The organism is Glycomyces sp. NPDC049804 (assembly GCF_040674615.1).
Taxonomy (GTDB): Bacteria; Actinomycetota; Actinomycetes; order Mycobacteriales; family Micromonosporaceae; genus Glycomyces; species Glycomyces niveus.
In genome coordinates, this window is the sequence record NZ_JBFAMQ010000024.1 from 1 (window position 1) to 13,826 (window position 13,826).

Sequence of the window (13,826 nt, forward strand, 5' to 3'; positions counted from 1 at the left end):
CGCCGTGAGCGGGGTTCGAATGCTGCGGCGCCTTCGGCGCGGTAGCGGGCGACGAGCTTGGACACCCAGCCTTTCGAGACGCCGTAGGCGAGGGCGACCTCGGCCTGGGGCCGGCCCTCGAGGATGACCGCGGTGATGATCAGACGGGCTTTCGACATGCCCGAGATCAGACACCCGAATGTTGCCTATGACCCGAGAGATGGGTTTCCTATGTCCTGAACGAGGACACTGTCAACCCGACAGATGAAGAAGCAGTTCAGGGCCGGTCTCCCAGCAATGGGATTCCGGCCCCCTGACTGTGTCTACAGCAGCGATTCACAGTAACGCCAACGTCGAGATCCATCAGCAGCGAGCAACAGTTCCGCCGGGCATCGTGCACGAGATCCGGGGAACCCCGGCAGCTTGAGATGGTTGACGACGAAGCGGTGAAGGTTGCGCGGCTCGATCCCACTGCTCTTCCGACGAAGCCTGAGTCGTGCCAACGTCTTTGAACGTCGCTACCGGCCCCACCCTTCGACGCGGCCCGGGCCACGGCCCCTTGTGAGAACTTTCTATACATCTTCAAGGCGGCCTTACGGGCGCACCCGCCCCCGGTCAATGAACCCGGCCTCCATCTGACTGAAGTTGCCAGTGAGACTATTGAGCTCTGATTTACAAGCACCGAAGAGGGACATGGACCTCTCCCTGTCGGTACAGTGAGCATTATGACGATTGAAAAGCGCGAGCAGGTCTTCATCAGCTCTACATTTAAGGACCTTGTGGAAGAACGACGTGCTGTCCTTCAAACTCTGCTTGAGGCAGATTGCATCCCAGCTGGTATGGAGCTCTTTCCGGCATCAGATGATGAGAAATTTGACCTAATCAAGAAGGTTATTGACCTATGTGACTATTATGTCGTAATCGTTGGCGGGCGTTACGGGAGTGTCGATGACAAGGCTGAGATCTCGTATACAGAGATGGAATTTGATTACGCTGTAAAGCAAAAGAAGCCCGTAATGGGATTTCTTCATGGCGACCCGGGAAAACTAATAGCCGACAAGCTTGACCTCGATCCCGAGTTGCGCAAGAAGCTTGACTCATTTCGAACTAAGATTGAGCAAAGAATGGTGAAATACTGGAAGGAGCCGAACGATCTACCTGGGCAAGTTGCACTCGCAATCATGCAAATTAGGAAATCAAGTCCTGCAGTTGGCTGGATCCGAGCTGACGAGGCAATGACGCCAGAAGTAAAGGCCGAGCTGGCTGAGCTCCGTGCAAGGGTCAAAGAACTGAATGCTGACTTGAAGGATGAGCAACGTCAGCATCTGGATAGTCCCGATCCTGCCGATCTGGTTCAGGGTGAAGATGAATTTGTTCTCGAATGCATCCTAGAGTTTCATTGGCAGGAAACGATTGACAGTGGTAATGCCTACCAGCGGAACCGCTTGAAATCACATTGGAATACACGAATAACTTGGAACAAGATCTTCAAGCATCTTGCTCCTGAACTGATGGATGAGGCATCAGAGGATGGAATGGTGGAGAGCCTCTCCGCTCTATGCTTGACGATGGCGCAGGACGAGCTGCTGGAGAGTGAGCCGGAAGCAGTTGATTCGGGTGACGCACAGGAGAAGCCCAAAAGAGTGGGTGGAATCTACGACGCCGAAATTACAACCGATTGCTTCAATGACATCAAGGTGCAGTTTGCGGCGCTCGGGCTTATTGAGAGTGGCGTGAAGCGGCGGCCTGCGAGCGACACCAAGACTTATTGGAAGCTGACCGAACGGGGAAGTCTTCAGCTGTTGAATCTTCGCGCGATTAGGCGCGGTCCGGCTGTTGCGAGCAAGCCTCTGGAAGGCGAGCTGCAGGAATGAGTCGTGGCAGTAGGTCGGATGCCCTGCGACTGCAGCAGCGAAGTACAGCAACCGCTGCGAGCGAGGATGTCTCGGGTAGGCTCTGACCAGCCTTGATGCACCTTGGTTGCCCTTCGATGTCCCCCATGCCGATAGTTCGGGACGAGGGAGTTCAAGTCCTGTCAACCCGACCACAGCAATCCAGCCAGGCTCCGTCTTCGACGGGGCCTGGCTGGTTTTCCGGGGGTCGCGAGCGGCCCGGGGACGGCGATTGCGTGGCGGGCATGCGGTCGTCGGACGGCGGCGGGTCCGGGGGCGGTGAACACCGCCCCCGGACCGACGGCGTTAGAGCCGCGCCTGGATCTCTTGCAGGGTGGCGATCTCGGCCGTCTGCGCGTCGATGACCGCCGTGGCGATGGCGGACGCGTCGGCGTTCTGGCCTTCGGCGTGGTGCTCTTCGGCCATAGTGACCGCGCCCTCGTGGTGGGCGATCATGAGGTCGACGAACAGCTTGTCGAAGTCGGCACCGTGAGCGGCCGAGAGTTCGGTCATCTGCTCCTCGGTCGCCATGCCGCCCATGGCCATGCCCTCATGGCCCTCCATCTCGGTCGGCTCGCCCCACCCCTCGAGGAGGGCGGTCATCTGGTCGATCTCAGGCTGCTGCGCGGCGGCGATCTGACCGGCCAGTGCGACGACCTCGGGGTCCTCGGCGTGCTCGGCGGCGAGGTCGGCCATCTCGACGGCCTGCTCGTGGTGCGGGATCATCATCTGCAGGAACATGACGTCCGCGTCGTTGAAGTCGGCCTCGGCGGACTCGGACTCCATGGAGTCCATGTCGTGGCCGCCCTCGCCGTCCCCGCCGGAGCAGGCGGCGATGGACAGCGCGGCGAAGGCGGCGATGCCGGCGGACAGCGCGCGGCGCACGGTGAAGGTCTTGCGCATGATTGGAGAACTCTCCTGTCGAAGGTGTTGTCGCTGATACGGGTCGAAGCGGTCCGGGGACCAGCGGTTCGGCCTATATGCGGAACACCGAGAGTTCGAGGTGGGACAGCCTGCCTCCGGAGGGCGGCGAGGCCGGTGCGCCCCACCCGGCGCGCCGCAGGGGCGTCGCCGGACGAGTGGCGGCGACGAGTCTTGCGAGCCGCCAGATCGCCCACAGCGACACGGCGAGCGCGAGCCCGGTGAGGATCGCCATGCACACCTGCAAGGGGTTCATGCCGGTGCCCATGGGATGGCCGTGATGACCGGAGTCCGCGTCGCCGACCATGTCGGCGTGGGAGTCGAACGCGGCGGCGACCGGTGACGCTTCGGGGCTGCAGACGTCGTCGCTGCAGGCGTGACCGGTTGAGTGCATGAGCGCCACTCCGACGGCCACCACGATGAGTGTGGCCTTCCAAAGCGACTGCAACCAGGTCAACGCGTCAGCCTTCCTGCGGCGCCCGATGCGCCGGATGGTGTCTGCTCGTCCGATACCGCGGGGTGAGACGCGCTCATGGTAGACGACCCGGCCATGTGCGCTCGCGGGGCCCGGCGGTGGTCGTTCGACCAGGCCGGGCCGTGCGGCCGCAGGGGACGCGCCGGCCCCGGCCGCCGAGCGTCAGAGGTCGCGAACGCGATGAGCCGGGCGACGCCGCCCGGCTCACCGCCCCGTCAGTCCCGGTAGCCGATGACGGACATCATGCCCGCCTCGCCGTGGTAGAGGTTGTGGCAGTGGACCATCCAGCGGCCGGGATTGACCGCGTCGAAGTCGACTTCCAGGGTCCGGCCCGGCAGGACGATCGCGGTGTCCTTGCGCAGGCCCGTCCCGGCGAGCGCGAACGTGTGGCCGTGCAGGTGCATCGGGTGCCACATGTGGCCGTCGTTGGTGAACCGCAGCCGCACCCGCTCGCCCTCTTCGACGGCATACGGGTTGTCCAGGTCGTGCGGCCTGCCGTTGATGGCCCAGTCGTACTCGCCCATCGATCCGGTGAGTTCGAGGTCGATCGTCCGGTCCGGTTCGCGCGCCTCCAACGCGACCGCCTCGGCCGGCGCGAGCTCGTCGTAGGCGAGCACGTGGCCGGTCAGTTCCGCGGGGGCGAAGTCCGTCGCCGGAGCCTCGCCCGAGCCGGTCCGCACCAGGGCCCGGCCGCGCATCTGCTTGCCCTCGGCTTCGGCGACGAGCGCGAACACGCCGTCTCCCAAGGTGACGACCGCGTCGTAGCGCTCGCCCATCCCGATGAGGACCGCATCGGCTTCCGCTGGGACGCAGGGGAAGCCGTCGGTGTGGGTGACGGTGAGCCGGTGGCCCGAGAGGGCCACCCGGTAGGCGGTGTCGCCGCCGGCGTTGATGAATCTGATGCGGACGCGCGCGCCCGGATCGGCCTCGAACACCTCCGGGTCGGCGGGCAGGCGGCCGTTGACGAGATGGTGCGGGTAGTAGACGTCCCCGGCGTCGTCGCCGAGGAGGTCGGAGGAGGCCCCCATGAGCATGTGGCCGTCGGTCATGAGCCCCATGTCCATACCGCCGTGGTCCATCGACATGCCCGCCCGCAACTGGTCGAGGACGTCGTCAGGGGTGCCGGTGACGCCGTCCATCCAGTCGTCCAGGACCACGGTCCACTCCAGGTCCCAGTCGACCGGCTCGTCGGGGTCGTCGACGATGAGCGGCGCGTACAGGCCGCGGTCGAGCTGCGTTCCGGTGTGCGGGTGGAACCAGTAGGTCCCGGCGTCGGGGGCGGTGAACTGGTAGGTGAACGACGCTCCAGGTGCGATCGGCGCCTGGGTGAGGTCGGGGACGCCGTCGGCGTCGCACCGCAGCTGGAGGCCGTGCCAATGGACGGTGGTCGGCTCGGGCAGGTCGTTCACGAGGACCGCTTTGACCTGCTCGCCCTTCGCGACTCGGATGGCGGCCCCGGGAACCGTGCCGCCGTAGGACCAGGTCGGCACGACCAGGCCGCCGAGGTCGACTGCGGCGGCGGTCGCGTTGAGCTGGAACTCCCGGACCCGGCCGGGGTTGCGGGCGGCCTCGGCGGCGGCGACCCGCTCATCGTCCGGTTCGACGAAGGCCGGCTTCGGCGGCTCGTCGTTCGAGCAGGCGGCGAGGGCCGCGAACGGCAGTGCGACGGCGCCGCCGCGCAGCATGGAGCGGCGTGTGAAAGCACGCAAGATGGTTGGCCTTTCGAATGGCGTTGCTATGGAAGGTGATTCAGCGGCTTATCCCCGGGCGGGGGCCGAATCTAGATCCGCAGCAAGGCGATTCGGTTGACGGTGACGCCGGTGGGCTGCACGAGCGGAGGGGGGAGCCCGACCTGCGTTGGAGCGCAGCAGATGCGCTCGATCGCCGCAGCGGCGGTGCGCCACAGCTGCGACCAGGTGGACGGGCGCAACCAGTCGAAGGCGAATCGGGCGAGGACGGCTCCGCAGGCCATGAGGCCGAGGGCCGAGAGCAGTGCGGACCGGTCGTCGTCCTCGTCGGAGGCGGGCTCGGCGTTCATGGTGTGGCCGTGGTGCGCGGCATGGGCCGTCACGGCGCTCTGATCCTCGTCGTGCGAGGCGTGCCCGAACGAGTGCATCGCGATGATGCCGAGCATCAGCCCGGCGACGAGCGCGACGCGCATCAGGCTCCTCGGCACGGCGCCATCCTACCTAGCGCTGCCGGCGGGGTGGTTCGCGAAGCCCCAGCGCCCTTCGCGCATTCGCGGACTACGCCTCGCACCGTGTCGCGTGTTACAGTCGCGCATGCCGCCGGCGCCGCCTGCGCCGACGGCGAGATCTCGGTCGGCGATGCGAGGTGTCCCCTGGACCGCAAGCGATTCGCGCTCTTGCTGGTGGGAATCGCCGCAATCCTCACGCTCGGTCACCTGCTCGGTCCGCAAAGCGACGCGCACGCGACCTCCTCGTACGACCACGAGGCCGGACACGAGCACGGCGACGCGCCCTCGCACGACCACGGCGCGCACGCATGCGGTCTGGCCGTGCTCCCCGACGCCGACGGCCACGCTCCGGCGGACAGCCCGACCGACCCCGTCGCGGACTGCGTCGAGCCGGCTTCACCGCTGGGGATCGTGGTCGAACCCAGGGACCGCTCACCCACCGATCCCGTCTCCGAGCTGCAGGTCAACAGGGTCTAGGAGCGCTCGCCCCCCAGGGGCCGAACGCATCTCCTCCGACCCTCTGGCGGTGCTGTGCGCCGCCGACCGACCTGAAGCGAGAGACCACCCGTGAACCGACCCCGAGACAGCCGTGCACCGCTGGACCGGCAGCCGCCCCGTGGGCGCCCCTATGCGGGCGGGCAGTCCGCCGAAAGCGGCGATCCGTATCCGCTGGGACGCCTTTCCCGACGCCACAGCGTCGAAGCACCCGACCCGCGGTCGGGACGCGAGCGCTCCGGACCGCCGAGCCCTGGTCCGACGGCCGGGCACTTCCCGACCGTGACACCGCAGCGGCCCGCACCACGAGCGGGCCGCACCGCCGGACTTGCTCCAGCCGGAATGCCGGGTGGACGCCCGGAAGAACGGTGGGCCGACCCCTACCCGGACGAGCGGCGCGGCAGTGCGGACTCGCGCGACCGCGGATGGGCCGGAGACGGATCGGACGACGACTGGGACACCCAGGTGTTCTCACTCCTGCCCGGCAGGACCCTCGGCGCTGCCGAGGACCGCCGCGGCCGGACCCCGCCTTCCCCCCGCAAGCCGTCTTTGGATGCGGCCGAGGGCGACGCGGCGCCCCGCGATCCCCGCCGGGCCCTGACGGATGCGCGGCTCGCGCGGCAGGTCGCCGCGGTGGCGAGCCTGGCCGCCGGCGTCGTGCACGTCTTCGCCACCCCGACGCACTGGCAGGAGTGGGCCCTGGCCGGTGCGTTCTTCGCGGTCACCGCGGGATTCCAACTCTTGTGGGGCCTGCTGGCCTTCCCGATCGGGAACGCCTTCCTCCGCGTGTCAGGGCTGATCGCCAACATCGGCCTTCTCGGCGTGTGGGCCGTCAGCCGCGTCTGGGGCGTGCCGTTCGGCCCCCATGCCGGAGTGCCCGAGACGTTCGGGCCTGCCGACCTGATCACGGCCGCAATGGAAGTCGCCGTCGTCGTCGGGCTCTTGTGGTCGCTGCTGCCGCGTGAGCGCCACGGCGTCCTGTCCGCCGCCGGGTATCGGGCGGTCGTCGTGCTCGCCTTCGTCGCCCTCGGCGCGATGGCCGTCCCGGGATCCACTGCCGCCCTGGAGCACAGCCACGCGCACGACCCCGGTACCGCGGACCACGAGGACGACGGCCACGATCACGAGCACGGCTCCGGTGAGGACACCGACATGGAGTCCCCCGCGGATGCGGAGACCAGCGCCGAACCGGAAGCGGAAGCGACCGGGCAGGAAGAGGACCACACCCATGCTCCGGGCGAGGAGCACGACTGACCGGCCCTTCCGGATCGGTCCGCCGCCGATCGCCCTTGAGCGCCTCTAGAAGACGTTCATCAGGGTGACGATGGAGGTCACCGCGGCGATGGCGCCGGCTATGGCGGCGAGGACGCGGCCGCTGAGGTCGGTCATGTCGCGGAGGCGGCGCTGGAAGCGGTACTCGGTGGCTTCGACCAGTTCGGGGCGGACTTCGCCGTGCTCGTCGAGGACGCCTGCGGCGCGGGCGAGGGCGGCGAGGGCGGCGCGGTCCCAGGGGGAGACGAGGACGGCGGCGGCGCGGAGGCCGACTTCGCGGACCTGAGGCGGGGGCGCGGCGGCGAAGGCGTGGCCGTTGAAGTCGCTGCGCTGGATGATGTCGGCGGCGGCGAGGAGGGTCATGGACGCCATGCGCGGGCCCTTGGTGTCGACGTCGGTGAACCAGTCCTTGCGCAGGTAGCGGGCGGCGGCGGCGCGCAGGTAGCGGGGGAGCGAGGCGCGATAGGCGGCGACGAGGCGGAAGTCGCGCTCGGCGTCGGCGAGGCGGGAGCCGTACAGGTACTCGATGCGGCGCAGCGCCTCCCCGGCGGGGGCTTGGAGGCGCCCGAAGACGTACGAGGCGACGCCGACGATGACGGCCCCGGCCATGAGCATCGCGAAGCCGACGCCGTCCTGCTCGGCGCGGGTGTACGAGGCGAGCACCGGGTTGGCGCTGTAGACGGCGCACGAGGCGATGGTGGCGGTGACGCCCACGGTCGTCGTGAAGAACGTGCGGCGGCTGATGAGCCCGGCCGCGCGGATCTGATCGGCGACGTCGGCGGTGGCGGCGTGCCCGCCGATCGAGTCCAGTGTGGGCAGACGGAGGGCGCCGCGTTTGATCTTGGCCTCGGAGCGCTTGCCGCGCAGCATCATCAGCCAGATGACCGCGCCGGAGGCGATGGCGATCGCCGAGGTCGCGTAGAACCACCTCCAGGACGGTCCGACGAGCGTGTACTCGACGGCGACGGTTTCGACGAGGGCGAAGGGCAGCACCGCGATCAGGAGTGTGGCGATCGCGACGAGGGTCCGGATGGACCAGACCGCGACGAGCCTGCCCGCTGGCGGGCGCTGCGTGTCCTCCGTGCCGGCCGGGAACATCGTCGAGGTGACGTGCAGGATGCCGATCTCGGACAGGCGGTCGGCGTAGGCGAGGATCAGCAGGACGTAGAGCTGGATGAGCACGCCCAGGCCGATGAGGGACACGTCCGCCACAGAGGGGTCCTTTCGCGAGAACCGGTGCGGGGCAGGGCACCGGCGGGAGGGGCCTTCGAATACTAATGGCTCCCAGCGCGGAGCGGGGACCGAGCGGCGAGGGGTGGAGAAAACTTCACCGTGAAGTCGGGCTCCAGCGGCAATGCGGGCGGCCGCGCGCGAATTTACTGTTTGGGGCATGGACATCTCAACGGCGCCGCCGATCCTCTGGCGCAGAGCCCCCCGCGCGGCGGTGCGGGCCTTCGGGGCCGGATCGACCTGGCGCTCACTCATGCACCTCGTCACCGGCGCCGTGCTCGGCTCCGTCGGTGGCGTGGTCATCTTCGTGCTCACCGCCACCGGCCTGGCCGGGCTCGTCTCGATCGTGGTGCCGATCATCGCCGCCGGGGCGCTGCTAGTGGTCAACGGCGCGCTCACGGCCGCGCAGCGCAGCCGCCACACCGCGTTCCTCGGCACCGCGTGGCCCGAGGGGACGGCCGCGCAGCCGGTGACGTTCGCGCCGCGCGCCCTCCTCGCCCTGGTGCGGAACCCGCGCACATGGCGCCAGCTCTCGTACCACCTGATCGCCGGGGCCGGCGCCTCCTTCGCGGCGGTGCTCGCGATCGCCGCCTGGACGACGGGCCCGATGATGGTCCTCGCGCCGGTCCTCGGTGCGCGCTCGGGACTGGGCGCGATGCACTGGATCCTCTGCGGCGCGGGCATCATCGTGACGATCGCCGCGCCCTGGCTCACCCAGGGCCTGGCCGCCCTCGACGGGCTGCTCGCGCGGCTCCTCCTGGGCACCAGCCGGACCGAGGCCCTCGAGATGCGCGTGACCGACCTCGCCGCCAGTCGTGACTCCACTGTGGATGCGGCGGACGCGGAGCGCCGCCGCATCGAGCGAGACCTCCACGACGGCGCGCAGCAGCGGCTCACCTCCCTCGCCATGAACCTCGGCATCGCCCGCGCCACCCTCACCGACCTCCCCGAAGAGGGCACCCGCGCCATCGCCGAAGCCCACGAGGAGGCCAAGCAGGTCCTCACCGACCTGCGCGACCTCGTGCGCGGCCTCCACCCGGCCGTGCTCGAAGACCGCGGCCTCGACGCCGCCCTCTCAGCGGTCGCCGCCCGCTCTCCCGTCCCGGTCCGCCTGCGGGTCGACATGGACCGGCGCGTCGCCCGCGACGTGGAGGCCGTCGCCTACTTCGTCGTCTCCGAGGCGCTGACCAATGTGGCCCGACACTCGGGCGCCGAGCACGCCGCCGTCTCGATCTCCCTTGAGGACGGACGGCTGCATCTGCGGATCGCCGACGACGGCCGCGGCGGGGCCGATCCCCAGGGCGGCACCGGACTCCAGGGCCTCGCCGACCGGGTCCGCTCGGTCGACGGGACCTTCCAGATCACCAGCCCCCTCGGGGGACCCACCGTCATCGAAGCGGAGCTGCCATGCGCGTCGTGATCGCCGAGGACTCGGTCCTGCTGCGCGAGGGCCTGGCCCGGCTCCTCGAGATCGGGGGCATCGAGGTCGTCGACACCGTGGGCGACGCCGAGGCGCTGCTCCGCTCGGTCGAGCGCGACTGCCCCGACCTCGTCGTGGCGGACGTGCGGATGCCGCCCGACCAGAGCGACGAGGGCGTGCGGGCCGCGCTGGTCCTGCGCCGCCGCTACCCGGATCTGGCGGTCCTCATGCTCTCCCAGTACGTCGAGGAGCGGTACGCCGTCGAACTGCTCACCGGGCAGATGCGCGGCATCGGCTACCTGCTCAAGGACCGCGTCGCCGACGTCGCCGAGTTCCTCGACTCCCTGCGCCGCGTCGCCGCCGGCGGCACCGCGCTCGACCCCGAGGTCGTCTCCCAGCTCCTGGTGCGCCGCAACGGCAGCGAACTCGACCGGCTCACCCCGCGTGAGCGGGAAGTGCTGTCGCACATGGCCGAAGGCCGCTCGAACGCCGGCATCGCCGCGGTCCTCGTCCTCAGCGAGGGCGCGGTCAGCAAGCACATCAACTCCATCTTCACGAAGCTCGGCCTCCCGCCCACCGACAGCGGCAACCGCCGCGTGCTCGCCATTCTCAAGTTCCTGCAAGGCAACACGAAGGACCGGTCATGATCGACACCCCCGAGAAGCAGACCAATCCCACCCCGCCCGAACCGCAGCGCACCGCCCGCACCGTCTGGTGGATCGTCGGCGCCGCCTGCACCGGCCTCGTCCTCCTGTTCGGCATGGCCGTCGCCGGGGTCTGGATCTGGACCGCCGCCTCTCCCGAGGAGAGCGACAAGCGCACCGAGACGTACACGCAAGCGGTGTCGGGCGTCGACGCTGAAATCGAGGTGGGCCACCTCGAGTTCACCGCCTCCGCCGACGGCACCCTCGTCGTCGACCGCGAGACCCGCTGGCACAGCGACGAACCCGCGACGAGCGAGTCCTGGAGCGGCGACGTCTTCAACGTCGTCGGCGAGTGCGACGAGCGGTTCTTCATCGTCTGGGGCGGTGACGAGTGCGAGGTGAACTACACGTTCGCCGTGCCCGGCGGCACCGCCGTCACCGCCGAGAACTCGGTCGGCGACATCGTCCTCGACGGCGTCGACGGCGCGATCGACGTCGAGGCCAGCGTCGGGGACGTCGAGGGCGAGGACCTGCGCGCCACCGGTACTGCGGTCGAGGCGAGCGTCGGCTCCGTCAGGCTCGAGTACGCCGAGGTCCGCGGCGACATCACGGTCACGGCCGACACCGGCGACGTCGAGATCCTGGTCCCGAACGACGGCACCACCTACGACATCGAGTTCGAGGCCGGCGTCGGCAGCCAGGACATCGACATCGACACCAGCGCCTCCCAGGACGCCGACTACGTCATCACCGTGAACACCAGCGTCGGCGACCTCACCGTCCGCTACGCCGACTGACCCGGATCCCCTTCCCGCTGTCCGCGACCGGAACCGGTCGCGGACGGCGGCGTTCCCGAAGACATTGCGGCGCAAGCGGTCCGGTGGCCGATAACGCGTTGTCAGTCGCGCGTCAGCGCAGGCGGCGAACGTAACGGCTGGCAGCGGCACCCGCCGTACCGCCCTCGCCGAAGGAGGCTCCGATGTCCGCCGACCGCAGCCGCCCCGCTGCCGTAACGGTCGCCGCCGTCCTCCACTCGGCCGGATGCGTCCTCGGCGTGGCGCTTCTGGCCGTGCGACCGGCCCGCGAGCACTTCCGGAAGGCTTGAACCGGCACGTGCGGCCCCGCGTCCGGCGCGGGGCGCTGCCGTGTGCCCTGCGGTAGCGTGCGGGCATGACCGAGCTGCTGCACCTGACCGAACCGGGCCTGTGGGAGGCCGCGCTGGCCGCGGGCGCGTACGAGGGCTCGACGCGCGGTAGGACCCTCGCCGAGGAGGGGTTCATCCACTGCTCGCTGCCCGAGCAGCTCGACACCGTCGCGGCGCTCGTCTACGGCGACCACCCGGGGCCGCTCGTCGTCCTGGTCATCGACTCGGACCTGGTCGACGTGCCGATCCGCTACGAATCGCCCGCGCCCGGCGCGCCCGAGTACCCGCACCTGTACGGCCCGCTGGCGACGAGCGCGGTGGTGGCGGTGCGGCCCTGGCGCTGAGGGGCAGGCCCGCGGCAGGGCCGTGACGGCGTCCCGCGCCGCTTGGCATCGTCGTCGAACGCCTCCTGGAACGCCCTGTCGCCCAGCGCTTCGCGAGCGCGCTCGGGAGTGCGCAGCGTCGCGTCGTAGCCGCTCCCGTCGAGCTCGCCGAGCAATTGAAGGTGACCCCGAGAAGGCGCGCCGAATGCGCGGCGTCGCCATGCGCGAAAGCCATCGCCGCCCTCACGCAGGCAGCCATGGCCAGGTCGACGGCGGCCGCGTGCTCCAGCCTCTCGGAAGTGGGTTCGGAAGCACCATCGCCGGGCGCGCTGACACGGCGCTGACGCGTCGTTGACCGGGCGCGGAATACCGCCGCGCAGTGAAGGTCCTCACAGGTCAGTGCGCGAGCACCGGAAATTGTCGTACCCCGCTCCTACGGTTGCGGAGGCAACTGAATAGCGCGCGCAACACCCGTCGGGTGCGGCGCGAGAACCGATTGGACGATGCGATGGCAGCGAAAGCATCAGACAGTTCACGGACCGAGGCCGGCCTCGAGATGATCACTCAGGCCCTGCCATTCGAGACCATCCCCGACGAGCCGCTACGAGCGCACTTCGCCCGATGGCTCCTCAATTCCCTGGCAACGGCCGACCGACTGGGGCCGTTCCCGAGCCTGGAACCCGAAACACCGCTACCGGCAGACCTCGCCACTGCGCGCGAACCGAGCCGCGCCGCAGGGATGCCGCCCTCGCTCCCGAAGGCTCGAGCGGCGGCCCTTCCCGAACCACCGCCCGACGACCCACCCTCTTTCGAACCGCTGGCCCTGGAATGGCAGGGGCCGCCCGCGCCGCCGCGGCCGCAGTTCGTGCGGCAGCGCGACGGCACGGTCTGGCTGACCAAGCCGATCCTGCGCACACGAGGCTGGACCGACGCCGCAGTCCGCGACTTCCTGCCTGAACCCGAAGGGCTCAAACCCAATCCGCGCTTCGCGGCCGCGGGCGCACCCATGCCGGTCTGGCGGCCCGCGACCGTCGCGGCGGCCGAGGCCACGGCCGAATGGCAGGACTGGCTGGAACGGTCACTGCGGCGAAGGCGCACCACTCTCGAAGCGCTGGCCGAGACCGAAGACGAGGATTTCCGCACCCGCCTGGACGCCGCACGAGCGGCCATCGAGACGGCGATTGCGACCGCGGACGAGAGACCACCCGCGCAGGAGGGAGCATCGCAGCAGGTCGTGGAGGACCGGTGATCGACCCGACCGACCGAACGGGCCGAAGCCGCCTACCCTTGACCGGTTTCGACCATGCCAGGCTCCTCGAATCGCCTGTGCCAGAGCCGTTGATCTCCTAGGTTGGAGAGCGGCCTAGATGGTCCGCGCCGATGCGGACCATGGGCGCAGTCGAGGAAGGAGACGGTCATGACCGATTTCGCGTTCGCGGGGAAGGCCTTCGACATCCGCTTGGACAACGGGGTGGTCTTCCACAACACCTTTGCGGCGGAGGGCAACCGGATGGTGTACGAGCAGATCGACGGTGCCGTGGAGGGCAGCTCGGAGGAGGTGATGCTGTACGTCGCCGAGCTCTCGCCGCGGATGTACCTGGTGGGTTGGAACGAGCGCTCGGGCGCGGCCGTGACGCAGGTGCTGGATTTCAAGACGAAGCGGGTCACCATGTTCCGGTCATTGGACGCAGGAGGCGGCAGGGTCGGCGAGGTGCACTCGGGAACCTTCGAGGAGGTGCGGTAAGAGGAGAGGTCGATATCGGTCGCGGCCGCGATGTGAGTCCGGCAGACAGGTGGTGGCGCGAACGATCGATGGTTAGGATCGGTCGCCGCA

The 13,826-nt window shown here is 69.1% G+C and carries 16 protein-coding genes; 10 read left to right on the top strand and 6 right to left on the bottom strand.

Going from position 1 to position 13,826, the window contains the following annotated elements; translation table 11 throughout:
* On the bottom strand, positions 1 to 158 hold a 158-nt coding region (locus AB0K52_RS23975), incomplete at its 3' end, for a helix-turn-helix domain-containing protein (protein WP_363536620.1).
* 546 nt (positions 159 to 704) lie between these two features.
* Between AB0K52_RS23975 and AB0K52_RS23980 the strand changes: the two genes are divergently transcribed.
* Positions 705 to 1,853 carry a DUF4062 domain-containing protein gene (locus tag AB0K52_RS23980; RefSeq protein WP_363536474.1) on the top strand — a complete coding sequence of 383 codons (1,149 nt, stop codon included), beginning with the start codon at positions 705 to 707 and terminating at the stop codon, positions 1,851 to 1,853.
* A 324-nt stretch (positions 1,854 to 2,177) separates the two neighbouring features.
* Here the strand turns inward: AB0K52_RS23980 and AB0K52_RS23985 are convergent, their stop codons facing one another.
* The 4 genes from AB0K52_RS23985 to AB0K52_RS24000 form a co-directional block, all read right to left on the bottom strand.
* The gene (locus AB0K52_RS23985; RefSeq protein WP_363536477.1) at positions 2,178 to 2,774 is read right to left on the bottom strand and encodes a DUF305 domain-containing protein; all 597 of its coding nucleotides are present in this window, start codon (positions 2,772 to 2,774) and stop codon (positions 2,178 to 2,180) included.
* Positions 2,775 to 2,847: 73 nt separating this feature from the next.
* Positions 2,848 to 3,249, bottom strand: coding sequence for a hypothetical protein (locus tag AB0K52_RS23990; protein ID WP_363536480.1), 402 nt, complete (start codon positions 3,247 to 3,249; stop codon positions 2,848 to 2,850).
* A 233-nt stretch (positions 3,250 to 3,482) separates the two neighbouring features.
* Positions 3,483 to 4,976 (bottom strand): multicopper oxidase family protein, encoded by a 1,494-nt coding sequence (locus AB0K52_RS23995; RefSeq protein WP_363536483.1) that lies wholly within the window; start codon positions 4,974 to 4,976, stop codon positions 3,483 to 3,485.
* A gap of 71 nt (positions 4,977 to 5,047) precedes the next feature.
* Positions 5,048 to 5,443: a hypothetical protein gene (locus tag AB0K52_RS24000; RefSeq protein ID WP_363536486.1), complete on the bottom strand. Its 396-nt coding sequence runs from the start codon at positions 5,441 to 5,443 to the stop codon at positions 5,048 to 5,050.
* Positions 5,444 to 5,527: 84 nt separating this feature from the next.
* On the opposite strand from AB0K52_RS24000, the gene AB0K52_RS24005 reads away from it, so the two are divergent.
* A complete protein-coding gene (locus AB0K52_RS24005) occupies positions 5,528 to 5,941 on the top strand; it encodes a hypothetical protein (protein WP_363536489.1) in 414 nt (137 codons plus the stop codon).
* Between the two features lie 360 nt (positions 5,942 to 6,301).
* Complete coding sequence (locus tag AB0K52_RS24010) at positions 6,302 to 7,213, top strand: hypothetical protein (RefSeq protein WP_363536492.1); 912 nt, start codon at positions 6,302 to 6,304, stop codon at positions 7,211 to 7,213.
* Between the two features lie 45 nt (positions 7,214 to 7,258).
* On the opposite strand, the gene AB0K52_RS24015 is transcribed toward AB0K52_RS24010, so the two are convergent.
* Entirely contained in the window at positions 7,259 to 8,443 is a 1,185-nt protein-coding gene (locus tag AB0K52_RS24015) for a hypothetical protein (RefSeq protein WP_363536495.1), read from the bottom strand.
* Positions 8,444 to 8,621: 178 nt separating this feature from the next.
* Between AB0K52_RS24015 and AB0K52_RS24020 the strand changes: the two genes are divergently transcribed.
* The 7 genes from AB0K52_RS24020 (at position 8,622) to AB0K52_RS24050 (ending at position 13,736) form a co-directional block, all read left to right on the top strand.
* Positions 8,622 to 9,881 carry a histidine kinase gene (locus AB0K52_RS24020; RefSeq protein WP_363536498.1) on the top strand — a complete coding sequence of 420 codons (1,260 nt, stop codon included), beginning with the start codon at positions 8,622 to 8,624 and terminating at the stop codon, positions 9,879 to 9,881.
* Complete coding sequence (locus tag AB0K52_RS24025; RefSeq protein ID WP_363536501.1) at positions 9,869 to 10,528, top strand: response regulator transcription factor; 660 nt, start codon at positions 9,869 to 9,871, stop codon at positions 10,526 to 10,528. Before AB0K52_RS24020 ends, AB0K52_RS24025 begins: the two co-directional genes overlap by 13 nt.
* The gene (locus tag AB0K52_RS24030; RefSeq protein WP_363536504.1) at positions 10,525 to 11,322 is read left to right on the top strand and encodes a DUF4097 family beta strand repeat-containing protein; all 798 of its coding nucleotides are present in this window, start codon (positions 10,525 to 10,527) and stop codon (positions 11,320 to 11,322) included. Before AB0K52_RS24025 ends, AB0K52_RS24030 begins: the two co-directional genes overlap by 4 nt.
* A gap of 182 nt (positions 11,323 to 11,504) precedes the next feature.
* On the top strand, positions 11,505 to 11,630 hold the full coding sequence (locus AB0K52_RS24035; RefSeq protein ID WP_363536507.1) for a hypothetical protein: 126 nt from the start codon (positions 11,505 to 11,507) through the stop codon (positions 11,628 to 11,630).
* Positions 11,631 to 11,695: 65 nt separating this feature from the next.
* Positions 11,696 to 12,013, top strand: a complete 318-nt coding sequence (locus AB0K52_RS24040) for a DUF952 domain-containing protein (RefSeq protein WP_363536510.1) — start codon at positions 11,696 to 11,698, stop codon at positions 12,011 to 12,013.
* Positions 12,014 to 12,470: 457 nt separating this feature from the next.
* A complete protein-coding gene (locus AB0K52_RS24045; RefSeq protein WP_363536513.1) occupies positions 12,471 to 13,241 on the top strand; it encodes a hypothetical protein in 771 nt (256 codons plus the stop codon).
* A 168-nt stretch (positions 13,242 to 13,409) separates the two neighbouring features.
* Positions 13,410 to 13,736, top strand: a complete 327-nt coding sequence (locus AB0K52_RS24050) for a hypothetical protein (RefSeq protein ID WP_363536516.1) — start codon at positions 13,410 to 13,412, stop codon at positions 13,734 to 13,736.
* The last annotated feature ends 90 nt before the right edge of the window (positions 13,737 to 13,826 follow it).